Source organism: Virgibacillus senegalensis, from assembly GCF_000821245.2.
Classification (GTDB): domain Bacteria; phylum Bacillota; class Bacilli; order Bacillales; family Amphibacillaceae; genus Sediminibacillus; species Sediminibacillus senegalensis.
In genome coordinates, this window is record NZ_LN611421.1 from 36,720 (window position 1) to 62,920 (window position 26,201).

25 protein-coding genes are annotated in these 26,201 nt (G+C 44.0%); 3 read left to right on the top strand and 22 right to left on the bottom strand.

The window, feature by feature from the left end:
• Nucleotides 1-33: 33 nt before the first annotated feature.
• The 5 genes from BN1067_RS00225 to nadB all read right to left on the bottom strand — a co-directional run bounded on the left by BN1067_RS00225 (nt 34) and on the right by nadB (nt 4,705).
• Nucleotides 34-264: an anti-sigma-F factor Fin family protein gene (locus tag BN1067_RS00225; RefSeq protein ID WP_053216949.1), complete on the bottom strand. Its 231-nt coding sequence runs from the start codon at nt 262-264 to the stop codon at nt 34-36.
• Between the two features lie 96 nt (nt 265-360).
• Nucleotides 361-921: an aminoacyl-tRNA hydrolase gene (gene pth / locus BN1067_RS00230; protein WP_053216979.1), complete on the bottom strand. Its 561-nt coding sequence runs from the start codon at nt 919-921 to the stop codon at nt 361-363.
• A 282-nt stretch (nt 922-1,203) separates the two neighbouring features.
• On the bottom strand, nt 1,204-2,304 hold the full coding sequence (gene nadA / locus BN1067_RS00235) for a quinolinate synthase NadA (RefSeq protein WP_234400596.1): 1,101 nt from the start codon (nt 2,302-2,304) through the stop codon (nt 1,204-1,206).
• On the bottom strand, nt 2,252-3,163 hold the full coding sequence (nadC, locus tag BN1067_RS00240) for a carboxylating nicotinate-nucleotide diphosphorylase (RefSeq protein WP_110943229.1): 912 nt from the start codon (nt 3,161-3,163) through the stop codon (nt 2,252-2,254). The genes nadA and nadC overlap by 53 nt, the downstream gene beginning before the upstream one ends.
• A 15-nt stretch (nt 3,164-3,178) precedes the next feature.
• A complete protein-coding gene (gene nadB / locus BN1067_RS00245) occupies nt 3,179-4,705 on the bottom strand; it encodes an L-aspartate oxidase (protein WP_053216951.1) in 1,527 nt (508 codons plus the stop codon).
• A gap of 3,029 nt (nt 4,706-7,734) precedes the next feature.
• Here nadB and BN1067_RS00250 point away from each other — a divergent pair.
• Together BN1067_RS00250 and BN1067_RS00255 are read left to right on the top strand one after the other, a co-directional pair.
• Entirely contained in the window at nt 7,735-8,874 is a 1,140-nt protein-coding gene (locus BN1067_RS00250) for an IscS subfamily cysteine desulfurase (RefSeq protein WP_053216952.1), read from the top strand.
• Between the two features lie 39 nt (nt 8,875-8,913).
• Nucleotides 8,914-9,453, top strand: a complete 540-nt coding sequence (locus tag BN1067_RS00255; protein ID WP_053216953.1) for a transcription repressor NadR — start codon at nt 8,914-8,916, stop codon at nt 9,451-9,453.
• A 64-nt stretch (nt 9,454-9,517) separates the two neighbouring features.
• Here BN1067_RS00255 and BN1067_RS00260 read toward each other — a convergent pair whose 3' ends face one another.
• From BN1067_RS00260 to metG, 14 genes are all read right to left on the bottom strand, one after another.
• Entirely contained in the window at nt 9,518-10,147 is a 630-nt protein-coding gene (locus BN1067_RS00260) for a 50S ribosomal protein L25/general stress protein Ctc (RefSeq protein ID WP_053216954.1), read from the bottom strand.
• A gap of 197 nt (nt 10,148-10,344) precedes the next feature.
• Nucleotides 10,345-11,298: a ribose-phosphate diphosphokinase gene (locus tag BN1067_RS00265; protein WP_026568980.1), complete on the bottom strand. Its 954-nt coding sequence runs from the start codon at nt 11,296-11,298 to the stop codon at nt 10,345-10,347.
• A 15-nt stretch (nt 11,299-11,313) separates the two neighbouring features.
• Complete coding sequence (gene glmU, locus BN1067_RS00270; RefSeq protein WP_053216955.1) at nt 11,314-12,693, bottom strand: bifunctional UDP-N-acetylglucosamine diphosphorylase/glucosamine-1-phosphate N-acetyltransferase GlmU; 1,380 nt, start codon at nt 12,691-12,693, stop codon at nt 11,314-11,316.
• Between the two features lie 326 nt (nt 12,694-13,019).
• Complete coding sequence (gene spoVG / locus BN1067_RS00275; RefSeq protein ID WP_026568978.1) at nt 13,020-13,310, bottom strand: septation regulator SpoVG; 291 nt, start codon at nt 13,308-13,310, stop codon at nt 13,020-13,022.
• Nucleotides 13,311-13,546: 236 nt separating this feature from the next.
• Nucleotides 13,547-14,359, bottom strand: coding sequence for a pur operon repressor (gene purR / locus BN1067_RS00280; protein ID WP_053216956.1), 813 nt, complete (start codon nt 14,357-14,359; stop codon nt 13,547-13,549).
• Between the two features lie 55 nt (nt 14,360-14,414).
• Nucleotides 14,415-15,284 carry a 4-(cytidine 5'-diphospho)-2-C-methyl-D-erythritol kinase gene (ispE, locus tag BN1067_RS00285; protein WP_053216957.1) on the bottom strand — a complete coding sequence of 290 codons (870 nt, stop codon included), beginning with the start codon at nt 15,282-15,284 and terminating at the stop codon, nt 14,415-14,417.
• Between the two features lie 119 nt (nt 15,285-15,403).
• Complete coding sequence (locus tag BN1067_RS00290) at nt 15,404-15,583, bottom strand: small, acid-soluble spore protein, alpha/beta type (RefSeq protein WP_053216958.1); 180 nt, start codon at nt 15,581-15,583, stop codon at nt 15,404-15,406.
• Nucleotides 15,584-15,795: 212 nt separating this feature from the next.
• Nucleotides 15,796-16,062: a biofilm formation stimulator Veg gene (gene veg / locus BN1067_RS00295; protein WP_053216959.1), complete on the bottom strand. Its 267-nt coding sequence runs from the start codon at nt 16,060-16,062 to the stop codon at nt 15,796-15,798.
• A 203-nt stretch (nt 16,063-16,265) separates the two neighbouring features.
• Nucleotides 16,266-17,141, bottom strand: a complete 876-nt coding sequence (yabG, locus tag BN1067_RS00300; protein WP_053216960.1) for a sporulation peptidase YabG — start codon at nt 17,139-17,141, stop codon at nt 16,266-16,268.
• Nucleotides 17,142-17,231: 90 nt separating this feature from the next.
• Nucleotides 17,232-18,122 carry a 16S rRNA (adenine(1518)-N(6)/adenine(1519)-N(6))-dimethyltransferase RsmA gene (gene rsmA / locus BN1067_RS00305; protein ID WP_053216961.1) on the bottom strand — a complete coding sequence of 297 codons (891 nt, stop codon included), beginning with the start codon at nt 18,120-18,122 and terminating at the stop codon, nt 17,232-17,234.
• Nucleotides 18,115-18,675, bottom strand: coding sequence for a ribonuclease M5 (gene rnmV / locus BN1067_RS00310; protein ID WP_053216962.1), 561 nt, complete (start codon nt 18,673-18,675; stop codon nt 18,115-18,117). The genes rsmA and rnmV overlap by 8 nt, the downstream gene beginning before the upstream one ends.
• Before the next feature lie 169 nt (nt 18,676-18,844).
• Nucleotides 18,845-20,086 carry a ubiquitin-like domain-containing protein gene (locus BN1067_RS20035; protein WP_053216963.1) on the bottom strand — a complete coding sequence of 414 codons (1,242 nt, stop codon included), beginning with the start codon at nt 20,084-20,086 and terminating at the stop codon, nt 18,845-18,847.
• Nucleotides 20,087-20,599: 513 nt separating this feature from the next.
• Complete coding sequence (locus BN1067_RS00325; RefSeq protein ID WP_053216965.1) at nt 20,600-21,370, bottom strand: TatD family hydrolase; 771 nt, start codon at nt 21,368-21,370, stop codon at nt 20,600-20,602.
• Between the two features lie 107 nt (nt 21,371-21,477).
• On the bottom strand, nt 21,478-23,433 hold the full coding sequence (metG, locus tag BN1067_RS00330; RefSeq protein ID WP_053216966.1) for a methionine--tRNA ligase: 1,956 nt from the start codon (nt 23,431-23,433) through the stop codon (nt 21,478-21,480).
• A gap of 463 nt (nt 23,434-23,896) precedes the next feature.
• Here metG and BN1067_RS00335 point away from each other — a divergent pair, with 463 nt between their 5' ends.
• Nucleotides 23,897-24,175 (top strand): AbrB/MazE/SpoVT family DNA-binding domain-containing protein, encoded by a 279-nt coding sequence (locus BN1067_RS00335; RefSeq protein ID WP_026568967.1) that lies wholly within the window; start codon nt 23,897-23,899, stop codon nt 24,173-24,175.
• 39 nt (nt 24,176-24,214) lie between these two features.
• On the opposite strand, the gene rsmI is transcribed toward BN1067_RS00335, so the two are convergent.
• Genes rsmI through BN1067_RS00350 form a run of 3 tightly spaced genes read right to left on the bottom strand, consistent with a single transcriptional unit; the run spans nt 24,215 to nt 26,038 of the window.
• Nucleotides 24,215-25,084 (bottom strand): 16S rRNA (cytidine(1402)-2'-O)-methyltransferase, encoded by an 870-nt coding sequence (gene rsmI / locus BN1067_RS00340; RefSeq protein WP_053216967.1) that lies wholly within the window; start codon nt 25,082-25,084, stop codon nt 24,215-24,217.
• A complete protein-coding gene (locus BN1067_RS00345) occupies nt 25,081-25,359 on the bottom strand; it encodes a GIY-YIG nuclease family protein (protein ID WP_053216968.1) in 279 nt (92 codons plus the stop codon). Before BN1067_RS00345 ends, rsmI begins: the two co-directional genes overlap by 4 nt.
• Nucleotides 25,343-26,038: a tRNA1(Val) (adenine(37)-N6)-methyltransferase gene (locus BN1067_RS00350; protein WP_053216980.1), complete on the bottom strand. Its 696-nt coding sequence runs from the start codon at nt 26,036-26,038 to the stop codon at nt 25,343-25,345. The genes BN1067_RS00345 and BN1067_RS00350 overlap by 17 nt, the downstream gene beginning before the upstream one ends.
• Nucleotides 26,039-26,201: the final 163 nt, after the last annotated feature.

Consider the following 26,201-nt stretch of genomic DNA (forward strand, 5'->3'; position numbering starts at 1 on the left):
CGAGGGAAACCAACCCGAATAGTAAATCAATTATTACTGGATAAAGTGATCCAATTCATGATAATGAGGATGCTGCTCTAAAGATGCCTGGCAATTCTCGCAAATGGTCTGGACATGGACATCTCCATTATCTTGATACTGGATCATTTCCCTTTTCTCTTCCTGACTAAGCGTTTGAAAGCCTAATTGTTGCTCATCCAGTATCTGCTGATCCAGCTTGCCAACTTCATTCCCACAATGCTTGCAATGATAAACAAGCGACATACGAAAAACCTCCTCTGGAAAAAAGTGTCGATGTAGATTCACTTTCAGTTTTTCCGTAGGGAAGGTTTCTATACGTATGTTATTCCAGTCTATGACTTAACGGTTAAATTCATTCATTACTTCCAGGTACGGCTTGTCCAACCAAGCTTCACAAGCGTCAGCTGCTTTTCCAACAACTTCGTCCATGGTTTGCATTTCCTGTTTGCCGAACGTTCCGAGCACATAGTCCGGAACAGGCATCGGGGTAGAAGGTCGTCCAATTCCTACGCGGATCCGTTTGAATTCCTTAGTCCCGAGATGATCGATGATCGAACGGATACCATTATGGCCGCCATGACCACCTTTTTCCCGCAAACGAATTTTTCCTTGCGGCAAATCCAGCTCATCATAAATGACCACCACATCGTCTAAATCTATCTCATAATAATCGAGGAGCGGTCTCAATGACTCTCCAGATAAATTCATGTAAGTCTGCGGCTTGAGCAGCAGTACCTTTTCACCATTTATCGATTCAAGCGCATAAAGGCCATTGAATTTTTTCTTTTTCAAATCCAACTGATGCCGTCTGGCTAGTTCGTCAATAATCATAAATCCTATATTATGGCGTGTTTGCTCAAATTTTTTTCCTGGATTCCCAAGTCCTACAATACACTTCATCGCATTCACGTCTTTCTATCCATGATTAAACGTTGATACTTTTTTATTGTACTTAGTTTATCCATAAAAATAAAGCAATAAAAAAAAGCGCAAGCCTCTCGCTCACTCCCGGTTAAAGAAAAAACAGCCGATCGGCGAGCATTCAGGCAAAAGCACCTGCTCCGTTTCCCTTCCATCTTGACCCTATATTTCGTCGACCATCCCTTTTAAGTTTTGCCTGATGACATAAGGAAGGCACCAAAAGACAATCAAACCTTTTGGTGCCGATTTTCCAGTTTCCGATCACACTCTTGCAAGCATGCGATTCAGTGCAAGGTTTGCCTTTCGGGCAATGTGTGGATCCACTTTTATTCGATTTACCACCTTTCCCCGTTCCAACGATTCAAGCGCCCATAACAGATGGGGGAGGTCAATCCGGTTCATCGTCAAACATGGACACATGTACGGATTCAAGGAAACAATGTCTTTGTCGGGATGCTGGTGAATAAGCCGTTTAACTAAGTTCATTTCCGTACCTATCGCCCACTTGCTTCCAGCCGGTGCCTTCGAAATGGTATCGATAATATATTTAGTAGAGCCTGCATAATCAGATAGATCTACTACCTCCCGGCTGCATTCCGGATGAACGATCACCTTCCGCTCGGGATTCGTTTCACGAATTTGCTCTACATTTGAAACTCGAAAGTTTTCATGAACGGAACAATGCCCTTTCCACAATATCACCTGGATGTTCTCCGTATCTCCCTCATACTCCAACCGGTCGAGAATCGGGTTCCAAACCGCCATGTTTTCCAGGGGGATTCCAAGCTCATAAGCTGTATTCCTTCCCAAATGCTGATCAGGTAAAAATAGAATCCTTTCTTTTTGCGTAAATGCCCATTCCAGCATTTGTTTTGCATTGGAGGATGTAACGGTTGCCCCTCCATTTTCCCCTACGAATGCTTTAATTGCTGCAGTGGAATTGACATAGGTCAAGGGCAGGATCGTATCACCGAAGGATTCCTGCATCAACTTCCAGCCTCTTTCCGTTTGATGGATATCGGCCATATCGGCCATTGAGCAACCCGCTCGCATATCCGGTAAAATGACCTGTTGGTAATCGTTTGTCAAAATGTCGGCGGTTTCCGCCATGAAATGCACCCCGCAAAAAACAATGTATTCAGCCGTATTAGCGGCCGATAGCTGAGCAAGCTGCAATGAATCGCCGGCTGCATCCGCAAATTGCATTACCTCGTCCTTTTGGTAATGATGACCAGGTATAAACAACCTGTCGCCGAATTTTTCTTTAACGCTTTTTACCCTTTCAACCATTTCCGCCTCGGAGAGGTCTTTATATATTTCGGGCAATGCTTGATTCCTGGTGCGCTCTAGTAGTTCGAGCATTTTCATCGGCGTTTCCCCCTAACAATTGATTTTCAACAAGCATGCTAATATCTAATGCCTTAACCGAGTGTGTCAGGTAACCAAGTGATATGTAATCCACTCCAGTGTCCCGGTAAGCTACCAGCTGATTGTCTGTAATACCCCCAGATGCCTCCGTGATGATTCCTTTTGGCACATAATTGACAAACTCTGCCACTTCCCGAGGAGAGCGGTTATCGAACATGATTACATCTGCACCCGCTTCAACAGCTTCAATTACCTGTTCTTTGTTTTCTGTCTCGACCTCGATCTTCACCATGTGTCCTGCGTGTTCTTTAACCCTTTTTACCGCTTCGGTAATCGTTCCGCAAAAAGCTATGTGATTATCCTTAATCATGATTCCATCATACAAGCCATATCGGTGGTTGCTTCCCCCTCCGCAGCGTACCGCATATTTGTCCAGCATTCGCAAACCTGGTGTTGTTTTTCTCGTGTCACAAATCTTGGTGTGCCCACTGCTTAATGCTTCGACGCTTTTCCTCGTCCGGGTAGCAATACCTCCCATGCGTTGCAGCAAATTCAAAATCACTCTTTCTCCAGAAAGAAGATCGCGAACAGGGCCTTCGACCTCTGCGATTTTCTCTCCAGGCTGTACCAATTGTCCATCGTGCTTCAACAGGCGGACCCGGATGGATGGATCTAACAAGCAGTATGCCTCTGTGATAATCTCCAGTCCTGCCACTATCCCCTTCTCTTTCGCAATAAATGTTCCCATTCCTGTTTCATGAGCGGGAAAGATGGCAGAACTCGTGATATCCTGTTCACCGATATCCTCCAAAAAAAATTGGCGAAGCATGGTCTGCAATTTAATCTTGTTCATTTTTTCCATTCCCCCCTACATGACCGCCGCTTGCTCTTGCATTTGGCGGATTATCCTCTTGTTATTCCATTCTGTCCTGGAAACGGGAAAATCGGTTCGATAATGACCTCCCCGGCTTTCCATCCTTGTTAAAGCAGAAGTCGTAATGAGCCAGGCTGCAGTCACCATATTGACCTTTTCTGCTGTATCTCTGCTATCCAAGGAAACAGGCAAATGTGGATTGAAGTAGCACTCCAGCCAGTTTTTTAATATTGAGAGTCCCCGCTGATTCCGTTCCACTCCGGCATATGCTGTCATCATCCGGCGAATAGCCTGTTTCTCCGGGAGCATACCTGTAAAAACTTGGGGTCTCGGACGAACTGGTATTTCTGCCCTTTGAGACGATCCTTGATCCAAAATCTTCTCTGCCGTTAAATGGCCGAAAACAACTCCCTCCAACAAGGAATTACTGGCAATCCGATTTGCTCCATGAACACCGGTCCATGCCACCTCTCCGACAGCATATAAACCCGGAATCGATGTTTCCCCTCCTCTCCCTGTTTTGATCCCTCCCATTAAAAAATGGGCTCCAGGAGTCACTGGGAGTAAGGGGGAATCCATACCGTATTCCTGACATAGCTTGTGTATCGTTGGAAAGCGATTGGAAAAATAACTCACTGGTGAAATATCCAAATAAACGTCCAAGCCTTGCTGTTGTTGCTTAAAGATTTCTCTGGCCACCACATCCCGTGCTGCCAAATCTCCCAGCGGATGAACGCCTTCCATGATTTTTCTTCCGCTGTCATTTACCAAAATGGCCCCTTCACCTCTGACAGCTTCGGAGACAAGGCCGAGTACCTCTCCATCCTTCCAAAGCATTGTCGGATGGAATTGGACGAATTCGAGATCGACCAGTTCAACACCGGCACGGTAGGCCATCGCAAGGCCGTCTCCTGTCACGGAATCATGGTTGGACGTTTGACTATACAAACTGCCAATTCCGCCTGACGCGAGGATAATGGATGATGCAAAACGGTAATGAACTGCGCCATTTTCATCAATCGTTTTTATTCCCCGGCATCGCCCACGCTCAATGACCAAATCAACAGCCATTTCTTGTTCTTTGATCGTGACGTTGCCCTGAATGCTTTGAAAGAGAAACTCTGTCATCACTTTTCCAGTACAATCGCCACCAGCGTGGAGAATTCTACGCTGGGAATGGGCTCCTTCTTTTCCTAAAGCGATCCGGCCATCTGTATCCCTGTCGAACTCTAAACCTTCTGCAATCAGTTGCTCGATATATTCAGGACCTTGTTGAACTAGAGCACGAACGTGATCACTTTTGTTATAGTGACAGCCAGCCGCCATCGTATCGTGAAAGTGGCTGGACCAATCGTCATTCTCACCTATCGCTGCCGCTATACCTCCTTGAGCCATATAGGAATTGCTGGCGGTTTTCGTAGATTTTGTGAAAATAATCACATTTTTATGTTTACTCAACTGCCTGGCTGCCACTAAAGCAGCCAAGCCACTGCCCACTATAATGACATCTGTGTAAAGCACATGGCGTCTCCCCTATTAATCTAGTCTTCTACAACGAATTAGATAAATGTATATCTATGTGTCTTGACACCTATATTTACATATTATTTAATGAATGACAAGAGCTTTATTTAAATCGTTTTCAAAAACCCTATGGCTTTTGTATGAAAAGACAACAGGACCGAGAAGTTCGAGGCAGCGACGCTGGGAGTACCGCAGTGTATGCCTTTCATACATGAGGAACGGAACAGCTAGCTAACGAAGAAATTCGATATCATTATTTTCTGCAATGGAGAACTTCCCTAATTTGAGGTTCTAAATGAGGACAAAAAGGACCGAGAAGTTCAAGGCAGCGACGCTGGGAGTACCGCAGTGTATGCTTTTCATACATGAGGAACGGAACAGCTAGCTAACGAAGAAATTCGATATCATTATTTTCTGCAATGGAGAACTTCCCTAATTTGAGGTTCTAAATGAGGACAAAAAGGACCGAGAAGTTCAAGGCAGCGACGCTGGGAGTACCGCAGTGTATGCTTTTCATACATGAGGAACGGAACAGCTAGCTAACGAAGAAATTCGATATCATTATTTTCTGCAATGGAGAACTTCCCTAATTTGAGGTTCTAAATGAGGACAAAAAGGACCGAGAAGTTCAAGGCAGCGACGCTGGGAGTACCGCAGTGTATGCTTTTCATACATGAGGAACGGAACAGCTAGCTAACGAAGAAATTCGATATCATTATTTTCTGCAATGGAGAACTTCCCTAATTTGAGGTTCTAAATGAGGACAAAAAGGACCGAGAAGTTCAAGGCAGCGACGCTGGGAGTACCGCAGTGTATGCTTTTCATACATGAGGAACGGAACAGCTAGCTAACACAGAAATTCGACGGTAATTTTTCCCGCAATTTAGAACTTCCCTAATTTGAGGTTCTAAATGAGGACAAAAAGGACCGAGAAGTTCGAGGCAGCGACGCTGGGAGTACCGCAGTGTATGCCTTTCATACATGAGGAACGGAACAGCTAGCTAACACAGAAATTCGATATCATTATTTTCTGCAATGGAGAACTTCCCTAATTTGAGGTTCTAAATGAGGACAAAAAGGACCGAGAAGTTCAAGGCAGCGACGCTGGGAGTACCGCAGTGTATGCCTTTCATACATGAGGAACGGAACAGCTAGCTANTATAATGACATCTGTGTAAAGCACATGGCGTCTCCCCTATTAATCTAGTCTTCTACAACGAATTAGATAAATGTATATCTATGTGTCTTGACACCTATATTTACATATTATTTAATGAATGACAAGAGCTTTATTTAAATCGTTTTCAAAAACCCTATGGCTTTTGTATGAAAAGACAACAGGACCGAGAAGTTCGAGGCAGCGACGCTGGGAGTACCGCAGTGTATGCCTTTCATACATGAGGAACGGAACAGCTAGCTAACGAAGAAATTCGATATCATTATTTTCTGCAATGGAGAACTTCCCTAATTTGAGGTTCTAAATGAGGACAAAAAGGACCGAGAAGTTCGAGGCAGCGACGCTGGGAGTACCGCAGTGTATGCCTTTCATACATGAGGAACGGAACAGCTAGCTAACGAAGAAATTCGATATCATTATTTTCTGCAATGGAGAACTTCCCTAATTTGAGGTTCTAAATGAGGACAAAAAGGACCGAGAAGTTCGAGGCAGCGACGCTGGGAGTACCGCAGTGTATGCCTTTCATACATGAGGAACGGAACAGCTAGCTAACGAAGAAATTCGATATCATTATTTTCTGCAATGGAGAACTTCCCTAATTTGAGGTTCTAAATGAGGACAAAAAGGACCGAGAAGTTCGAGGCAGCGACGCTGGGAGTACCGCAGTGTATGCCTTTCATACATGAGGAACGGAACAGCTAGCTAACGAAGAAATTCGATATCATTATTTTCTGCAATGGAGAACTTCCCTAATTTGAGGTTCTAAATGAGGACAAAAAGGACCGAGAAGTTCGAGGCAGCGACGCTGGGAGTACCGCAGTGTATGCCTTTCATACATGAGGAACGGAACAGCTAGCTAACGAAGAAATTCGATATCATTATTTTCTGCAATGGAGAACTTCCCTAATTTGAGGTTCTAAATGAGGACAAAAAGGACCGAGAAGTTCGAGGCAGCGACGCTGGGAGTACCGCAGTGTATGCCTTTCATACATGAGGAACGGAACAGCTAGCTAACGAAGAAATTCGATATCATTATTTTCTGCAATGGAGAACTTCCCTAATTTGAGGTTCTAAATGAGGACAAAAAGGACCGAGAAGTTCGAGGCAGCGACGCTGGGAGTACCGCAGTGTATGCCTTTCATACATGAGGAACGGAACAGCTAGCTAACGAAGAAATTCGATATCATTATTTTCTGCAATGGAGAACTTCCCTAATTTGAGGTTCTAAATGAGGACAAAAAGGACCGAGAAGTTCGAGGCAGCGACGCTGGGAGTACCGCAGTGTATGCCTTTCATACATGAGGAACGGAACAGCTAGCTAACGAAGAAATTCGATATCATTATTTTCTGCAATGGAGAACTTCCCTAATTTGAGGTTCTAAATGAGGACAAAAAGGACCGAGAAGTTCGAGGCAGCGACGCTGGGAGTACCGCAGTGTATGCCTTTCATACATGAGGAACGGAACAGCTAGCTAACGAAGAAATTCGATATCATTATTTTCTGCAATGGAGAACTTCCCTAATTTGAGGTTCTAAATGAGGACAAAAAGGACCGAGAAGTTCGAGGCAGCGACGCTGGGAGTACCGCAGTGTATGCCTTTCATACATGAGGAACGGAACAGCTAGCTAACGAAGAAATTCGATATCATTATTTTCTGCAATGGAGAACTTCCCTAATTTGAGGTTCTAAATGAGGACAAAAAGGACCGAGAAGTTCAAGGCAGCGACGCTGGGAGTACCGCAGTGTATGCTTTTCATACATGAGGAACGGAACAGCTAGCTAACGAAGAAATTCGACGGTCATTTTTCCCGCAATTTAGAACTTCCATAAAAAGAAAGGAGAAAAAAGATGATATACATGGATTACGCAGCCACAACCCCCATGAGACAAGAAGCCCTGCAAATGTATGTGGAAGCATCCACGACATTTTACGGGAACGCTAGCAGTTTGCATGACGTCGGCTCTCAGGCGGCCCAGCTGTTGGAAAGCTGCCGGCTCAATCTTGGAAAACTGCTTCAGGCAGATAAAGACGGGATCTATTTTACCAGCGGAGGAAGTGAATCAAATGTTCTTGCTTTGCAATCGCTGATCGAGGCGAACGACCATAACGGGAAGCATTTAATCACCACTACCATCGAACACTCTTCGATTCAGCATTTTTTTGCCCGATTGGAAACTCTCGGCTATGAGGTGACCTATTTACCGGTCGATTCGAAGGGACTCCTTGATTTAGAAGTATTGGGCCGCGCAATTCGTGAGGATACGATTTTAGCATCTATCCAGCACGGTAATGGAGAGATTGGTACTCTACAAGCTATACAAGAAATAGGCAGCCTGCTTCATTCAAAAGGTGTACTGTTCCATAGCGACTGTGTCCAGACATTTTGCAAAGTGCCGTTAGTTCTGACAGATGTTCCGGTAGACAGTATTTCTCTCTCGAGTCACAAGGTCTATGGTCCAAAGGGTGTGGGGGCCGTTTATATCAATCCGTCTGTACCATTTAAGCCTTTTCTGCCAAACACCACTCATGAAAAAGGATTCCGCCCTGGAACCGTAAACGTCCCTGGCATCGCGTCTTTCGTTACTGCAGCCGAACTTCTCCACGAGGAAATGCCCGCAAATCAAGAACGATATAAACAACTTCGCCAAATGTTTATCGATTTGCTTTCTGACATATCCTCCGACGCCATCATAGAAGGAGATTCCGTCGAGCAGCTTCCCAATATTTTAGGAGTCCGTTTTCCGGGAATCCAGGGACAATATGTCCTGCTTGAATGTAATCGGAACGGATTGGCCGTTTCCACCGGGTCTGCTTGCAGCACTGGTCAGCAGATACCATCCAAAACAATCCAGGCACTTGGCAGAACCAGTGAACAGGCCCAGGAATTCGTACGTTTTTCATTCGGCAAGGAAACAACCGAGGTGCAAGTTACCGAGGCAGCAGAAATACTTAATACTTTACTAGCTAAATTCTTTATTACACAATAAAGACAGCGATCAGTAGGGATTTAATAAGGAGTGTGTACATTGGAGAATAATCAAAAGCTGACGGGAGATAAAAGACGGGTGACGATTTTGCAGTGGCTGAAAGAAGCCCGGAAACCGATAACGGGCGGAGAACTGGCAGAAAAAACAGCAGTCAGCAGACAGGTTATTGTCCAGGATATCTCTCTGTTAAAAGCTAAAAATGAGCCGATCATGGCAACAAGTCAAGGATATCTATACGTTCCTGAAAATCCGGAGGAAACAGGGCACAAACGGGTGATTGCCTGTACGCATCGGCCCGACCAGACTCGAGAAGAGTTGTATCTTCTGGTAGACCATGGGGTGACAGTAAAAGACGTCCGTATTGAACATCCCGTCTATGGTGATTTGACTGCTTCGATTATGGTGAGCAGCCGGCATGAAGTAAATCAGTTTTTGGACAAAATTCAAACGACTAATGCTGCCTATCTGTCTGAACTTACAGATGGCACCCATTTGCATACGTTGGAAGCAGATACGGAGGAAAAACTGGATGCGGCTTGTGCCGCCCTAGAGAAAGCCAATATTCTCATCCATACTTGAATATTCTATTTCCAACTAACAAAAAAGGTACAGTCCGAAGACTGTACCTTTTTCCATTATAGTTTTAGCTTTCCTCATTTTCAGGTTCTGCATCTACTAATTCCGGCTCTGTTTGCTCTTCATCGGTATCTTCCTCTACCGTGCCAGAATCAGGAGTCAAAATCGAAACAATTGTTGTTCCTTCATCTTCGGTAACTTCATAATCACCGTTGGTGGACAAGTCCGCCACAGTAATGCTTTCGCCTACCCCAAGGTCGGCAACATTGACGACGATTTCCTCCGGAATATTGCCAGGTTTGGCACGAACAGCCAGATTGTAAAGAGGCTGTTGCAGGACTCCTCCATCTTTAGAACCTTGTGCTTCGCCTTCGAGATGGATTGGCACCTCTACATCTATTTCCTGGGACATATTAACCGCATAGAAGTCGGCATGAATCAGTTCGTCCTTGAGTGGTTCTACTTGATAATCATGCAGCATGACATCTACTGCATCCCCATCCACTTTCAGGGAGATAATCGCGTTACGTCCTTCATCACGAACCGTCTTCAGCAGTTCAATACTGTTGACAGCTACTGTTTTCGGCTCTTTTCCTTTCCCATATACAACAGCAGGGACCAGTCCTTGCTGTCTGATCAACCTTGTATGTGATTTTTTTAGATCTTCCCGTTTCTCTGCCTTAAGAGTTACTGCCAAGTTAATCACCCTCCAATGAAATTAAAAACAATCTAATTGTCATTATTTCCCGCTAACCGGCATTCTTAAACAAATAACGTTTTTCAAAACAAGTTGATTACTTTCTGGGTCTTTTCTCGCTGCCTGCTCTACTTGCATTCCGGTGTCCTCAATAATTCCTCATACCTAATAAAGGCAGGACTAGTTAAGCAATTCTATCAATCGAACAAGATACTTACAGATTGTAGCTCATGTACGCGGATAATCGCTTCACTGATTAATGGAGCAACGGATAGCTGCGATATTTTCTCTATTTGTTTTTCCTCTTTTAGTGGTATGGTATTGGTTACAATAAGTTCTTTGATCTTCGATTGATCAATTCTTTCTATAGCGGGGCCAGAAAGAACTGGATGTGTACAACAAGCATACACTTCTTTCGCACCGTTTTCAATTAAAGCATTGGCTGCCAGCGTAATAGTGCCGGCTGTATCGATAATATCATCGATTAAAATAGCCGTTTTCCCTTCAATGTTACCAACAATGTTCATGACCTCTGAAACATTCGGGCGAGGTCTCCGCTTATCAATAATGGCAATTGGCGCTTTCAAACGGTCAGCCATTTGACGGGCTCTTGTTACGCCACCGTGGTCAGGAGAAACGATCACCAAATCATCCAGATTCATTTCCTGGAAGTAATCAGACAGAATCGGTACTCCGACCAGCTGATCAACCGGAATATTGAAAAATCCCTGAATCTGCGGAGCATGAAGATCCAAAGTGATCACCCGGGAAGCTCCGGCTGTTTGCAACAAATCTGCAACAAGCTTGGCAGTGATCGGCTCCCTAGCCCGTGCTTTACGGTCTTGTCTAGCATATCCATAGTAAGGAATAACAATATTAATGGATTTTGCAGAAGCGCGTTTCAACGCATCAATCATAATCAACAGTTCCATCAAATGCTGATTGACCGGTTCGCTTGTCGATTGAACGACATAAACATCACATCCGCGAATACTTTCCTCAATATTGATTTGTACCTCCCCATCACTAAAGGTAGATACCGAACATTTGCCCAATTCGGTTCCAATGTGAGCAGCGATTTGTTCCGCCAGATGCGGATTGGAATTTAACGTGAATACCCTCAGTGATGAATCTTTATAACCAGTTGCCATCTGATAAGCCCTCCATTAATCTTTTTTCTGTTTGTTTATTTTCTTGGCATAGTCTTCTTTGTTCGTCTGTCTGGCCCGGGCGATGGAGAGTGCTTCTTCCGGCACATCTTGATTGATGGTAGAACCAGCGGCAACATAAGCACCCTTGCCGACTGTAACAGGAGCAATCAAATTGGAATTACATCCGATGAACGCATCATCCTCTATTTTGGTCAAATGCTTATTCGTGCCATCGTAATTGACCGTGATTGTACCACAGCCAATATTTACACCTTTGCCGACCTCTGCATCGCCGATATAACTCAAGTGGGAAACCTTGCTATTTTCTTCAACGACTGCTTTTTTCACTTCTACAAAATTTCCGATTTTCACCTGGTCGCCGAGTGAGCTTTGCGGTCGAATATGGGCAAACGGGCCGATCTGGACGCGTTCACCGATCTCGCTATCTTTTGCCACACTCTGACGCACTACTGTTTCTGCACCTATCATACAGTTTTCAATTTCCGTATTAGGTCCGATTACAGCATTGGTTTTAATTACGGTTTTACCGTTCAAAATCGTTCCCGGATAAATCACAACATCTTGTTCAATGACAACCTCAGGAGCAATATACGTATTTTCAGGATCCGTAATCGTAACACCGTTTCTCATATGCTGCTCGTTAATTCGTTTTTTCATTAATTTCTCTGCCTGGGAAAGTGCCACCCTGTCATTTACGCCGATTGTCTCATCAAACGAACCGGTTTGAAATGCACTGACTTTTTCCCCGCTCTGCTTCAAAATTTCCAGGACATCCGGTAAGTAATATTCACCTTGGGCATTTTCATTCGACACTTTTTTTAATGCATTGAATAAAGCCTGGTTATCAAAACAGTAGGTGCCGGTATTTATTTCACTAATGGCAAGCTCATTGGCGGAAGCATCTTTATGTTCCACAACTTTTTCCACGTCGCCATTTTCGTTGCGGACAACACGTCCGTATCCAAACGGATCAGGGGCTTCTGCTGTCAATATTGTCGCCTTGGCACCTTCGTTGTCATGATGGTTCATCAATGCTTCCAAGGTTTGGCGAGTCAACAGCGGTGTATCCCCACTAACAACTATTGTGGTTCCTTCTTTATCCTTCAATTGGTTTTCTGCCTGAAGAACAGCATGTCCAGTGCCTAGTTGTTCCTCCTGAATAACAAACGCTGCAGAGTCGCCAAGCTGTTCTTGTACTTTTTCAGCTCCGAATCCAACTACTGTAATTAGCTTTTCCAAATCCAGCTCTTTTAATTGATCGACAACATGTTGTACCATTGGGCGGCCCATCACTGGATGCAATACTTTGTAAAGCTTCGATTTCATCCTTGTCCCCTGTCCAGCCGCCAGCACAACGGCGTACCTTTTGGTCATGTAGAAACCTCCATTTTATTCCTGTTTTTATCTTCAGGTGCGAAAAAGCGGCCGTTTTTAAAGGAATCATCAATCCTGCCGGCTATCGATTCGCTTCTCTTTTCCTATTATTTATCCAGTTATGAATATATCTTAAAACACTAGGCATTTCAATAGAGAGCCCCTGCGCACGGGCTTCTAATACGTGAATCCGTTTCTTGTCTGTTTAAGGAAGGTTTCCTGCACGTTTCGCAGGAAAAATCTTTCTTAAACACAAAAAACAAATGTCCACAAAATAAAAAGAAGCCTAATCTAAGAAGATTAGACCCCCTGCTGCTTCCAAACTTTTACGAAGCACCCGCTTCTTCATATTCTACTTCCACTTCTCCGGCACGGTGATATTCTTCTAATACAGCGTCTTGAATTTTACCTCTTGTATTAGAGTTAATCGGATGCGCGATATCGCGAAATTCTCCATCAGGAGTCCGTTTAGAAGGCATTGCTACGAATAACCCGTTGTTTCCGTCAATGACACGAATGTCATGGACGACAAACTCCTGATCCAACGTAATAGAAGCAATTGCTCGCATTCTCCCCTCGGTATTAACGCGGCGTAATCTAACGTCTGTCACTTCCATTATGTTTCACCACCTTTTCCCTATAGAACTTATTACCATAAATTCAACAAAATAATAATAAATCCTGCCTGTTTTAAAATTTTTTTAAAAAAGACGTTTATTTTTTCCGGGAAAAGAAAAATCAGTAAAATAGTCAAGAATCTCCGGCTGTCTTGCCAGCCACGAATTGTTTAAGCCAGGCCTCGAAGGGACGGATTGTTGCCCCGTAGAAGCCTGGCTTAAGATACACGTTTTTATCAGGAAAATAAATTTCCGCGATGAACTTCAATCTGTCTATTTTTCACGTCGACATTGTTGATTTGGATCAGTGACGTATAATCCGTAATAACACGTTCCTCGTCCTCGTCCTCTGCCTCAGCCAGCACGCCGATTGCTACCACTTCGGCACGGAATTCTTCCATTAAATCTTTCATTCCGTTTACCGTTCCCCCTGCTTTCATGAAGTCATCGATAATACAAACCCTGGCACCTTCCTGAAGGCTCCGTTTAGAAAGCACCATGGTTTGAATTTTTCTCGAAGAACCAGAAACATAATTGATGCTGACGGTCGAACCTTCCGTCACCTTGGGGTCACGCCGAACGATGACTACCGGTACATTCAAAAAAGAAGCTACTGCGTAGGCAAGCGGTATGCCTTTGGTTGCCACTGTCACGACCACATCGATCTCTTCGTGGACAAAGGCACTGGCAAATAACCTGCCGATATTACGTACCTTTGATGGCTCTCCAAGGATATCGCTCATGTATAAATACCCGCCTGGAAGCAGCCGGTTCGGATCTTCCAGTTCTTCGCACAGCTGATCGACAAATCGCACACTGTTTTCCTGGGAATATTCCGGAATGTATCTCACCCCGCCGGCAGCACCGGAAACGGATTCCAGATAGCCGATTCCCTGGTTCTGAAGATTCTGGTTTACGATGGCTAAATCTTCACTGATCGACGATTTAGCGGCATCAAATTCCGCAGAAAAAAATGGCAGGGAAACAAGTTGAGACGGATGTTCAATCAAGTAGTTTGTCATTGCAACCAAACGGTCACTTCTTTTCATTTTGGGCACCTCAAAAACCGAATATTTTCATTCAATATAACACTTATGTACGTGTTCAATCAAGTAACTGGTGATAACCCAGCATCCTGACAACGTAAACTTCATCGCAAAAGCCCCGGAGGCTGTTGTAAATACGATAGGCACGGCTTTCCTGATGAGCCAGGGAAAACACAGTCGGGCCGCTGCCGCTCATTAACACCGCGTCTGCACCGGCGAGCTCCATTTGCTGTTTAATTTGCTTAACTTCCGGATACATCGACAACGTGACTGATTCCAAGACGTTCCCTACTTTGCTGCACATGGCCTCAAAATCTTCCTGTTGCAGGGCGGCGATCATTCCTTGTGTGTCCGGATGCTCTATGTCATCAGGCGAATAGTTTTGATAGATTGTCTGCGTCGATACACCAATTGCCGGTTTAGCCAATACGACCCAGCAGGAAGGCGGTGCAGGCAATTCTTCGATTTGTTCCCCTCTTCCTTTTGCCAACGCGGTTGTGTTGTAAACGCAAAAGGACACATCAGAACCTATCTTTGCTCCCAAATCCGCCATTTCCTTTACGGACAGATTCAATTTCCACAGCCTGTTCAAACCGCGAATCACCGCTGCAGCATCACTGCTTCCACCAGCTAATCCGGCGGCTACCGGGATGTTTTTTTCAATAAAAATGTTCAGACCTTTGTTCACGTTGTATGTATCTTTCACCAATTTAGCTGCCCGATATGCGAGGTTCCGTTCATCATTCGGGACAAACTGGTTTTCTGAGTCGATGATTATTTTATCGGAAGAAAGTTCCGTCAGTCCTATTCGATCCGCCAAATCGATCGTCGTCATCACCATCTCGATTTCATGGTAATTGTCTGGTCTTTTATACAAGACATCCAAGGTCAAATTGATCTTTGCCGGTGCTTTTTCAAGTAATTGCATCGTACCACCTGCTTTAGTTGTTATTTATTTTATAAATAGTATCATATCATAAGGCGATGTCGCCAAGATACTGACAACAGGGATAAGCGCGTGATAAAAAGGGGACAAACCCCTGTGTTTCAGGATTTGTCCCTCTGCATTTGCTGTTCGGCCATCTCAACCGCGCGTTTTACCATGTTTCCGGCATCACGCGCCTTGATTCCTCCCCAGCCTTCCTTCTGCACCGTGTCGTAAAAACCTAATTCCTTTGCGATTTCCTCTTTCAACTGGTCTGACATGATGCCTCTGCGTCTGCCCATGAAAGAACAACCCCTTTCAAAGTAAGCTTTTTACGACATTTATAGTGTAACCTTACAGCAACAGCCTACACCGGTTTTTTGTATGCAAAAATGGAAAACCTTGAAAACACGGGGAAGCGGCTCACAACTGCCACGTTAAAAAGCAAGGGCAAGTACATTCCCTTCGATGGATGATGGCACAAAAGGGCATAGAAAAAGCAGTAAACGAATGTTTACTGCTCCCCAACGACCATTTTGCTCATATCATCGATGAAATTCAATTCTACTGTCTCTGTCAATACATCTGCGTAGCTGTAAGAGACCCGCTCAAACGCATTCTCGTCTTGATCCAGCTCTACAATAAATACCGAGGGATACGTTTCAGCCAAAGTGCCATACCGTTCAATGGTTTTTCTTCTTCCGCCGTTTGCTTTAAGCTTCAGGCGTTTACCAATTTGCCCGTCTAAACCTTGTTTAATTTCCACCAATGTTTTAGCCAATACACTCCACCTCACTGTTTTTACTATACCACATGCTTGTTCTGAAGTCAAATAAAATCCTATATTATAACAGCATACTAAATTTACTGTCAATAAGAAAACCAACTTTTTCTCTTGATTATTGTTTATTTTATCTAAACGCCTATAAATTATGTAAATAAAAAACACTTCTTACCACAAATGTGTAGAAGTGCTTTCTTTGCTCACTGGTGTTCCGTTTCCTCTTCTTTTAAGTAAGGCAAGCCGGTTCTTAACAACCCTCTTGTCTCCACACCTCCGAGTCCCTTCTCGCCTGTCATGGTATTACGGAGCGCTTCCCAGACACTGACCTTATCCATAAATGGCGTGTAAGCAACTTTGGCGGCAATGTAAACTGGATCCAAAGCATGGATATTGACTCGGGAAGGGGAACTCGCAAAATTGGCTCCTGCTCTGATCAGCGATTCAAAATGGGATTGGCATGCCCCCGCAAAGATAACCAACTGATCCAGATGGGGTATTACCTGCCTTGCCTCCCGTACCGTTTCCGCAAAAAATTTCGAATGCCGGTATGCGGAAATGTCACTCTTCATTCCTTTGTTTCTAGAATAGGCATCATGTCCGGTAATGATGATGATATCCGGCTGGATTTTCTTTACCAGACCGGCGATCTCCAATGGCATGTCTTTCTCGTTAAGATGAACGCCATGCACTTGGAGACCGATACGCTGATACACATCGATACATTTCTTTAAATAAAGCCGGTCTCCATCCAAATGCAGTACACGAGCCGGAATTTGAAAATAACTTGACTCTTGCAGGTACCCCTCTGTCGATTCGTATTCTCTCTTTTCTTTCATCAATTGGTAATCCTGCCGGAAGAGACGATAGGAATAATCTTCTTTTTCCTTTTCTTTTTTCCTATGGCGTTCCAGGTCTCTTTTGTCCACGACCCGCAAATCCTCTGGATCTGCATCTGCAGCCAATCGCACATCTTCGCCGTGAAGGAGCACCTGGTCCGCTGTCGTATTGATCACTCGAAACAATATATCATTATGATAAGAATTACGCGTCACTAATTCTCCTGTCGTAACCTTCATGCTTTCACCTCATCATAGACGGATAAGTAACCATTTGTTATTAATTAGCCTATGTGAGGAGGGGAAAGATGTGTCTTAGCCGTGGATGCGTTATTCTGCCGTTCCAACTGCCTGATAAAAAGTATTGGCCAGACGGGCAAACTCCTCCATCATCAAAGATTCTCCTCTTCTTGTCCCATCTATTTCTGCCTTGCCAAGTAGTTTTTCAATTTCCGGCTTTTGCAATTGATCGGCGAAATGACGATTCAAATTATTTCTTAATGTTTTTCTTCGTTGGCCAAAAGAAGCCTGTACGAGATCAAAGAAAAATTCCTCATTTTGCACTTCAACAGGGGGCTGGTCCCGGACTGTTAAATGAAGAACAGCGGAATCTACGTTCGGCTGCGGCATGAACACCGTTTTAGGAACCGTCATCGCGATGTGTGCTTCCGTATAGTACTGGACAGCTATCGTCAACGATCCATAGCTTTTTGTATTCGGCTCGGCAGCCATACGGTCGGCTACTTCTTTTTGGATCATCACGGTAAAGCTCTCGACGGGAAGCTTATCCATCAATAGTTTCATGAGAATCGGCGTAGTGATATAATACGGCAGATTGGCAGCAACTTTGATTCTTTGTCCTGGTTCAAAATTTTCCTTGATCACCTGGCTTATGTCAGCCTCCAGGATATCCTGGTTAATAATCTTTATGTTGTCGTAGCTTCCAAGCGTTTCTTTTAGTATAGGTACGAGCCGCTGATCAATTTCAAAAGCAACAACCTGGCTTGAGTGGATGGCCAGTTGCTCGGTAAGCGCTCCCATACCCGGACCTATTTCGATGGTGCCTGTATGCTTATCGATCCCTGCATACGCAATGATCCGCTCCAGGGTATTCACATCAATTAAAAAGTTTTGTCCCAGGCTCTTTTTAAAGGAAAAACCATACTTAGCCAGAATTTCTTTTGTTTTTAGAGGAGTTGCGATCGCCTTCTGATTATTCATCCTTTTCCTCCTTCATTATTTGCTCCATTGTATCAATAAATGTTTTTTTGGGTATTTGGAACATGTGCAGTCGCTTCAATAGTTGTTTCCCATTAGCATAACCAACTTTCAATACTGTCCCCAGTTTTTCCCGGCGTTCTTTCGCCTTGCTGCCTCCGAGCAATCCATATCGAAATAAATCCGATTTGGTTATATCACTCTCGATGACTTCCGCTATTTCGTAAACATTCGCAAGCGCCTGATGTATTGCTTCTTTTGAAGCATGTTCTATCCCTATTCCTTTATCATGTTTGGCCTTTGCCTCGGCTCGTGTCAAAAATGCATGCTTACAGCCTGGAACTGCATTCGAGATGATTTTTCTTATTCTTTCTCCAGGATAATCCGGATCAGTGAAAATAATAACGCCCCGCTTCTCCTGGGCATGTCTTATTTGTTCAATAATCGACCGATTGACCGCAGAACCATTGGTTTCGATTGTGTCTGCATCTACCGATTGCTTTATTTTTGCTGTATCATCCTTACCTTCTACCACAATGATTTCTTTTACCTTCATGTTTTTCCTCCACTTACCTGACGATTGATGTCTATAACTACTTTATCTTAAATTGTTTCCCGGATAAAGCCAAGCCTGTTCCCCTTTATCCCTTCGGAAAATTGTCTTTTATTTTTCATCATAAAAAAAGCAGAACATGCCCCGATTGCGAGACAGGTTCTGCTCTTGGTTAATCAAGAACTTTAACTTTTACTTTTTTACTGCCAAAGCGATGCGCTTCACTAGTTGAAGAGACATGAACGTCTATTTTGTTACCGGATACGTTTCCACCGGTGTCCCCGGCAATCGCGTTTCCATAGCCTTCAACCCAAACTTTGCTTCCTAATGGAATAACATTGGGATCCACAGCAATCACTTTTGCATTTGGATTGTCTTTTAAATTGATACCGGTTGCTGTAATTCCTGAGCAACCGCTGCAATTGGCAGAATAGGCAGTTGCATGCATGTAATACGTTTTAGCATCAGAGGAATCTCCGTCACCGCCTCTCGAGACGGTTTCTGTGGAAGTGTTTGCAGCCGTGGCAGTAACTGCCGGTTTTGGAGCAGGCTTTTCTACCTTCGTCCCAACTGCAACGATCCGCTGTTCGCTTTCTTTTTCCACTTCTTCCTTCACCAATTGTCGATCGACTTCTTTTCCATTTTCAAGCGTCACTTCAAAATGCTTGGCAACAAGTCCCTCTTCGCCAGAAGAAACAACCTTTTCCTTTCCTTTTTCAAGGTTGTCATCCTTTCTGGTGACAACAGAATAATCGGTCTTTTCCTTGACGATGTCTGTTACCTTTTCCACCCGGGTAATCTCGATTGCTGCATCCTTACTGACCGGTTCATCCATTTCCAGATTGATTCGGTCCAGCTTGCCAAGTTTGATGTCTTCCCGTTTGAGTAAATCTTCAACGGTTTCACCGACGGTCCAGTACTTTTCCTTCTCACCGGCGTCATCGACTGTTACTTGAAAGGCTTTATCGATCGTTACCTGCAAGCCTTCCGATACCGCTTTGGATAGGGCGGGAGCTACTTGATCATGTTCGTCGATGTCGATGTTGTTTTCTTCCAAAACATCTCCGACTGTTTCAGAGGTTGTGTAATATGTTTGATTGTCTCCATCGGTAGTGATTACTACTTCGACGGCTTTTGTGTAGTCAATATTCATTCCAGATGTCAGTTTTTCGGCTAGGTCGTGGGATAGCTTATCATGTTCTCCCACCTCGATGTTTAATTCTTCTAGAACGCCGCCTACTGTATCAGCATGCGTACGAACGGTCGTCGTTTCTCCGTCTACTTTCACAGAGACTTGGGCTTTCGTTACTTGAAATGTTAAGATACCCGCTAGAAACAGTACTACCGTGATGCTGGCAGCATAAATGACTGGCTTTGTTCTAAAAGCGGACAATAGCTTTGAAAATAATTTCATGCTCGCTTGCCTCCTTTGTACCCGTTGTATTATATAAACAACGTTTTTACCTGTCAAACTGTCCAGTCAAGGTGCAAAAGTCCCCTAATCCCCGTTGTAACAGCAACAAAAGATGCATTTCCAAGCAATGTTTCAAATATGTTAAAAGTAAGTTACAGAGACAGACAGCGTTTAATCAATTTGTAATGTATGATTATGCTGTCTTGTCTATATCTGTTTATGCCATGTCCCTTTTTTCGGAAAACTTGGCGTATCTCTCTAGGTATCCTGGTACTTCCATCCCTGCGCAGGTATGATGTTTGGTTACCAGCGATGGATAGTGCGGTAGCTGGACACGCTCCTCTTGCATGCTGTCCGCATAAGGCACATTCCCTATCTGACAAAAAAAAGAGAACCAGACTAGTACTGGCTCTCTCATTATGAATGGTGCTAATCCAAATTTAAACTCAAAAATTGCGACATATCCATACAAACAATGTCACTTAGCGTCAATCATTTCGGTCGTGTATTGCCCTAGGATTTTATTTCAAATAGTTTCAAGGCATTATTTGTAGTTGCATCGCTAACTTCCTCGAACGAAATTTCTCTCAGCTCGGCAATTTTTTCAGCGACCAATTTCACATATGCCGGCTCGTTTCGTTTTCCACGGTTCGGGTGCGGAGCTAAAAATGGACAGTCTGTTTCTACTAATAGCCGGTCTAGTGGTACCATTTTAGCTACTTCCTTCGGATCCTTGGCATTTTTAAACGTAACCGGTCCACCAAGGGAAATGTAAAAGCCCATATCCAGACACTGTTGGACATATTCGACAGAATCATTATAGCAATGCATGATTCCGCCCACCTCGGCAGCATCTTCTTCCCTCAATATTTCAATAATATCCTCGGTCGCCTCCCGATTATGAATAACGATCGGTAACGCCACACGTTTGGCCAGACGAATCTGTTTGCGAAGTACTTCTTTTTGAATTTCTTTCGGTGATTTATCCCAATGATAATCCAATCCCATTTCCCCGATAGCGACAACTTTCGGGTGATTAGCCAATTCCTCGATCCATTCCAAATCACTGTCTTCCATATCGACAGCATCTACTGGATGCCAGCCGACCGCAGCGTAAATATTCGGATTCGCTTCAGCCAATTCCAAAGCTTTCGGAATCGTTTCTCTGTCAAATCCCACTACCACCATGTATTCAACGCCTGCTTCCTTGGCTCGCTTCATCACTTCTTCCCGATCTTCGTCGAATTGATTAATGTTTAAATGCACATGTGTATCAAACAACACAGATACCTAACCTCCCAATTATTTCTCCGACTAATTTTCCATCAAAGAAAAACGCCTATCCATCCATTATGATAAGCGTTTTTCCCTGTTATGAAAAAAATACAGCATTATTTTACCTTTGATCCATTTGGAAGATCCTCTGCCACGGTTGCTAGTGACAATTTTCCACTCTCGTCTTCACCAGACAAAATCATTCCTTGTGATAATTCACCTCTAAGTTTGACTGGCTTAAGATTCGTCACACAAACCACTTTTCTGCCAACCAAGTCCTCCGGTCGGTAGTGCTTGGCAATTCCGGATACGATCTGACGTGTCTCTGTGCCGAGATCAATTTGCAGCTTCAACAGTTTGTCCGCTTTTTCCATTTTCTCTGCACGGGTTACCTCCGCAACACGCAAGTCAAGCTTCATGAAGTCATCATAAGTGATTTCCTCTGCTTCTGTTTGTTCATTATTCTCTTTCTCTTGCTTTGCTTCCGGCTTTTTCATCATATCCTTGATAACTTGCACTTCTTTCTCCGCATCGAGACGAGGGAAAATCGGATCTTGTTTTTGCACTTTCGTACCTGCAGCAATCAAACCATCCTGAGACAAGCTATCCCATTCTTTCAGGGATTCTTCCTGGATGCCCAGCTGGCTGAAAATGCTTTCCGGTGTTTTGGTCAGGAACGGCCGCAGCAATACGGCAACTTTGCGCAACGACTCTGCCAAATGAGCCATGACATTCCCCAGCCGTTCTTGTTTTGCTTCATCTTTTGCCAAGATCCAAGGCTGTGTTTCATCGATATATTTATTGGTACGGCTGATAAACTGCCAGATAGTCGACAATGCCACTGAAAACTCCATGTTTTCCATGGCATCTTCTACTTTCCCCACTGTTTCTCCAGCCAATTTCTCTAATTGCTTATCAAATTGATCCTCCCCAGCTTTGTAAGCAGGAAGCACTCCGTCAAAATATTTATCAACCATCGCTACCGTCCGGTTAAGCAGATTCCCTAAATCATTCGCCAGATCATAGTTGGTTCTTTCGACAAATCCTTCCGGTGTAAAGACTCCGTCAGCACCGAACGGTACTTCACGCAGCAAATAATAGCGCAAAGCATCCAGTCCGTACCGATCCGTCAATTGAATTGGATCCACTACATTGCCCTTCGATTTCGACATCTTTCCATCCTTCATAAGGATCCATCCATGGGCAAATACCTTTTTCGGAAGCGGCAAATCGAGCGCCATCAGCATAATCGGCCAATAGATTGTATGAAAGCGGACAATTTCCTTACTCATGAGGTGGACATCAGCCGGCCAGTATTTCTGGTAGCGCTCGTCGTTGTCCGTTCCATATCCTAAAGCTGTAATATAATTCGACAATGCATCGATCCATACATAGATGACATGCTTCGGGTCTCCCGGTACTTTAATCCCCCAGTCGAATGTAGTTCTCGAAACTGCCAAGTCTTCTAAACCTGGTTTAATAAAATTATTGATCATCTCATTTTTCCGGCTCGCAGGCTGGATGAAATCAGGATTTTCTTCATAATATGCCAGCAGCCTGTCGACGTATTTACTCATTTTGAAAAAGTAAGATTCCTCTTTTACCTTTTCCACCGGGCCACCGCAGTCCGGGCAGTGTCCGTCATCCAGCTGCCTCTCGGTAAAGAAAGATTCGCAGGAAGTACAGTACCAGCCTTCGTACTCATCTAAATAGATATCCCCTTGTTCCAACAGCCGGGCAAAAATCTTCTCCACCGTTTGTTTATGCCGATTTTCCGTAGTTCGAATAAAATCGACATAGGAAATATCAAGCCGTTTCCATAAATCTTTAATGCCGCTGACTATTTCATCCACATATTCTTGAGGGGAAACCCCTTTTTCATCAGCTTTTTTCTGGATTTTCTGGCCATGCTCATCCGTTCCAGTCAAATACATGACATCAAACCCACGCAGCCGCTTATACCTTGCCATTGCATCTCCGGCTACTGTCGTATAAGCATGTCCTATGTGTAAGTTTCCGCTTGGATAGTAGATCGGCGTCGTAATATAAAAAGTCTTCTTTTCCCTTGTCATCCGGGGAACCTCCTCTTTTCAAACTTTCTTCATTATTTTCAATGGTATTACCTTCGAACCACCATACCGCTCGAGGTTTTACCGAATAAATAAATGAAAACCATTATTCTTACATTGTAGACTATTTTACAGGATTTTTTCCATTATGAACATCGTACCGGGAAGTAGTTTCCTTTATCCATGCTTCATTCTAGGAAAAGTCTTCATCCATTTTTGTCGAATGGCAGGTAGCCGCTTGTCGAATTATGTCGAATTATAAAAGTGGAAATTTGGTTTCTACATGTGATTTTTGGTTTATTTATCAGTCCAACCGCCTATTTGTTTTCCTTAAAAAAGGGGAATATATTAGTATTTGGACAAAATAGTCATTTTCTAGAAAAAATTAATTGACACTTATGTAAATCACTGGTACGCTAATGCTAAACAGATGTCGAATTCTGACGAAATGAGGGGAGAAAATTTTATGAAATCTACTGGAATCGTCCGTAAGGTGGATGAATTAGGCCGTGTCGTCATTCCTATCGAGCTTCGCCGCACACTTGGCATCAATGAAAAAGATGCCTTGGAGATTTATGTGGATGATGACCGCATTATCCTGAAGAAATACAAGCCAAACATGACTTGCCACATCACCGGTGAAATCTCCGATGATAACCTGTCATTGGCTAACGGCAAGCTGGTTCTAAGCCCCGAAGGTGCACAAGAACTGTTGAAAGAAATACAATCCCGTTTGGATAAGTAATAGATATCCGGCCTCTATGTTAGACATAGAGGCCGGTTTTCATTCGACATGAAAAGCCTGATAAACTTCGCGTTTCGGCTTCTTTCTGTCTACTGCGGTTTTTTTGATTGCATCCTTGCTGCTTTCTCCTTGGTCTATGTAGTATTCGACGTGCTCTTTCATCGTCATGCTTTCCCACCAATAATGCTCTTCCCCGACAGTTTCGGTACTGCCTTCGACTACAATGCAAAACTCCCCTTTAATCTGCTGCTCTTCCGCCCATTGCAACACTTCCTCCGCTGAACCGCGTACATATTCTTCATATCGTTTCGTCAGTTCTCTCGCCAGAGAAACCCTGCGATTTCCAAATTGGTCGCAGATCGATTTCAGCGTTTCTTTCAGCCGATGAGGCGATTCATAAAACAACAAGGTAGCTCTGATGTTTTTCAACTCGATAAGCACTGCTTCTCTTTCCTTTTTCTTACGGGGCAAAAAACCATAAAAATAAAACTCCCGCGGCGAAAGGCCTGAACCCACTAAAGCACATATTGCCGCATTGGCTCCAGGTAGTACGACAACGGGCAATTCTTGTTCCAAGGCTGCCTGCACCATTTCAAAACCAGGGTCTGAGATGGCAGGCATTCCGGCATCGCTTACCAGTGCGATGTCTTTCCCGTCCTGCAGTTTTTCCAGTAATTCCGCTTCCCTTGCCTGTTTATTATGTTCATGGTAACTGATTAGCGGTTTATCTATCGAGAAGTGATTCATCAGTTTTTTTGTATTTCTTGTATCTTCCGCTGCAATATAATCCGCTGTCTTCAATGTTTGCAAGGCACGCAGCGTAATATCATCAAGATTGCCGATAGGTGTTGGAACCAGGGAAAGGGTCCCGCTCGAAAAAGAGCCTTGAAAGCTGCTCTGTATGTTCATTTCCCATCATGCCCTTCTGTAAAAGATTTAATCAGTTTATCCTTTTGTTTACGAGAAAGCTGTTTGATCCGGTATTCTTCATGCATCGCTTCTTCCTTCGTGGAAAAAGACTGGCAGTATACAAGCCGAAACGGTCCCCTGCCCCTCGTATATTTAGCCCCTTTGCCGTTCTCATGCATAGCAATGCGCCTTTCCAAATTGTTGGTATAACCGGTGTATAACGTACCGTCCTTACATTCGAGCATGTAAACGACATCTTTATTTTTGTTTCCCATACAAGATTTCCTCAAGTTCTGTTGTATAATTTCCTTGATCATCAAATGCATAGAGAGGGGGAAGCATCTTTAAATCCGGTTTTCCATCACGGGTGCCCTCAATTAATAGAATATTGGCTTCTTTTCCTGCTTTCGGATAAACAAATCGTATTTTCTTCGGCTCGATTTTATACTTACGAAACAACGTCAGCAAATCAACGAGACGGCCCGGCCGGTGCACCATGGCCACTTTCCCGCCAGGTCTGACCAATTTACTGCACGCCGACACTACATCTTCCAGCGTACAATAGATTTCATGCCTGGCAATGGTCAAGTATTCATTGCTATTTTGTTCCTTCTTCTTAGGTGTTTGAAAATAAGGGGGATTGCAAGTAACCAAGTCAAATGGTCCGTTTCCGAACTTAGACGGCATATCTTTTAAATCCCCATGCACCATGTCGATTTGGTCGTTCAACTCGTTGATGGTTACATTCCGATTTGCCATATCATACAGCCGTTCCTGTATCTCCACCCCGGTGATATGTGCCCGGGACCGTCTGCTCAGCAATAAAGGAATTACTCCGTTTCCCGTACACAAGTCGAGAATGTTCCCCTGCTTGACCGGTACATAAGTGAAATCGGCCAGCAACACAGCGTCCAGTGAGAAAGCAAAAACTTCCGGACTCTGAATGATTTTCATTTTTTCTTCTGCCAGTAAATAATCAAGCCGTTCTCCTGTTTTCAATTCAACATCTTCCACGGTTCCAAATCCTTTCTTCTCTTTCCAAATTGCCCATCGTCATCCGCTTTTTAAACGGGCGCGGACTAAAAAGAAGGTTCTACGTCAAATGTTGGGGTGGGAG

What these genes read in the sequence shown, in the direction of transcription:
- ispE (WP_053216957.1), bottom strand. Translation starts at nt 15,284, where the DNA reads ATGCAATTACTTGAAAAAGCACCGGCAAAGATCAATTTGACCTTGGAT.
- BN1067_RS00350 (WP_053216980.1), bottom strand. Translation starts at nt 26,038, where the DNA reads ATGAAAATCATTCAGAGTCCGGAAGTTTTTGCTTTCTCACTGGACGCT.
- rsmA (WP_053216961.1), bottom strand. Translation starts at nt 18,122, where the DNA reads ATGAATAATCAGAAGGCGATCGCAACTCCTCTAAAAACAAAAGAAATT.
- pth (WP_053216979.1), bottom strand. Translation starts at nt 921, where the DNA reads ATGAAGTGTATTGTAGGACTTGGGAATCCAGGAAAAAAATTTGAGCAA.
- purR (WP_053216956.1), bottom strand. Translation starts at nt 14,359, where the DNA reads ATGAAAAGAAGTGACCGTTTGGTTGCAATGACAAACTACTTGATTGAA.
- rsmI (WP_053216967.1), bottom strand. Translation starts at nt 25,084, where the DNA reads ATGAACATACAGAGCAGCTTTCAAGGCTCTTTTTCGAGCGGGACCCTT.
- BN1067_RS00265 (WP_026568980.1), bottom strand. Translation starts at nt 11,298, where the DNA reads ATGGCAACTGGTTATAAAGATTCATCACTGAGGGTATTCACGTTAAAT.
- BN1067_RS00345 (WP_053216968.1), bottom strand. Translation starts at nt 25,359, where the DNA reads ATGGGAAACAAAAATAAAGATGTCGTTTACATGCTCGAATGTAAGGAC.
- nadA (WP_234400596.1), bottom strand. Translation starts at nt 2,304, where the DNA reads ATGCTCGAACTACTAGAGCGCACCAGGAATCAAGCATTGCCCGAAATA.
- yabG (WP_053216960.1), bottom strand. Translation starts at nt 17,141, where the DNA reads ATGAAGGTTACGACAGGAGAATTAGTGACGCGTAATTCTTATCATAAT.
- spoVG (WP_026568978.1), bottom strand. Translation starts at nt 13,310, where the DNA reads ATGGAAGTGACAGACGTTAGATTACGCCGCGTTAATACCGAGGGGAGA.
- rnmV (WP_053216962.1), bottom strand. Translation starts at nt 18,675, where the DNA reads ATGAAGGTAAAAGAAATCATTGTGGTAGAAGGTAAGGATGATACAGCA.
- BN1067_RS00335 (WP_026568967.1), top strand. Translation starts at nt 23,897, where the DNA reads ATGAAATCTACTGGAATCGTCCGTAAGGTGGATGAATTAGGCCGTGTC.
- BN1067_RS00250 (WP_053216952.1), top strand. Translation starts at nt 7,735, where the DNA reads ATGATATACATGGATTACGCAGCCACAACCCCCATGAGACAAGAAGCC.
- BN1067_RS00290 (WP_053216958.1), bottom strand. Translation starts at nt 15,583, where the DNA reads ATGGGCAGACGCAGAGGCATCATGTCAGACCAGTTGAAAGAGGAAATC.
- BN1067_RS00225 (WP_053216949.1), bottom strand. Translation starts at nt 264, where the DNA reads ATGTCGCTTGTTTATCATTGCAAGCATTGTGGGAATGAAGTTGGCAAG.
- glmU (WP_053216955.1), bottom strand. Translation starts at nt 12,693, where the DNA reads ATGACCAAAAGGTACGCCGTTGTGCTGGCGGCTGGACAGGGGACAAGG.
- metG (WP_053216966.1), bottom strand. Translation starts at nt 23,433, where the DNA reads ATGACAAGGGAAAAGAAGACTTTTTATATTACGACGCCGATCTACTAT.
- nadC (WP_110943229.1), bottom strand. Translation starts at nt 3,163, where the DNA reads ATGAACAAGATTAAATTGCAGACCATGCTTCGCCAATTTTTTTTGGAG.
- BN1067_RS20035 (WP_053216963.1), bottom strand. Translation starts at nt 20,086, where the DNA reads ATGAAATTATTTTCAAAGCTATTGTCCGCTTTTAGAACAAAGCCAGTC.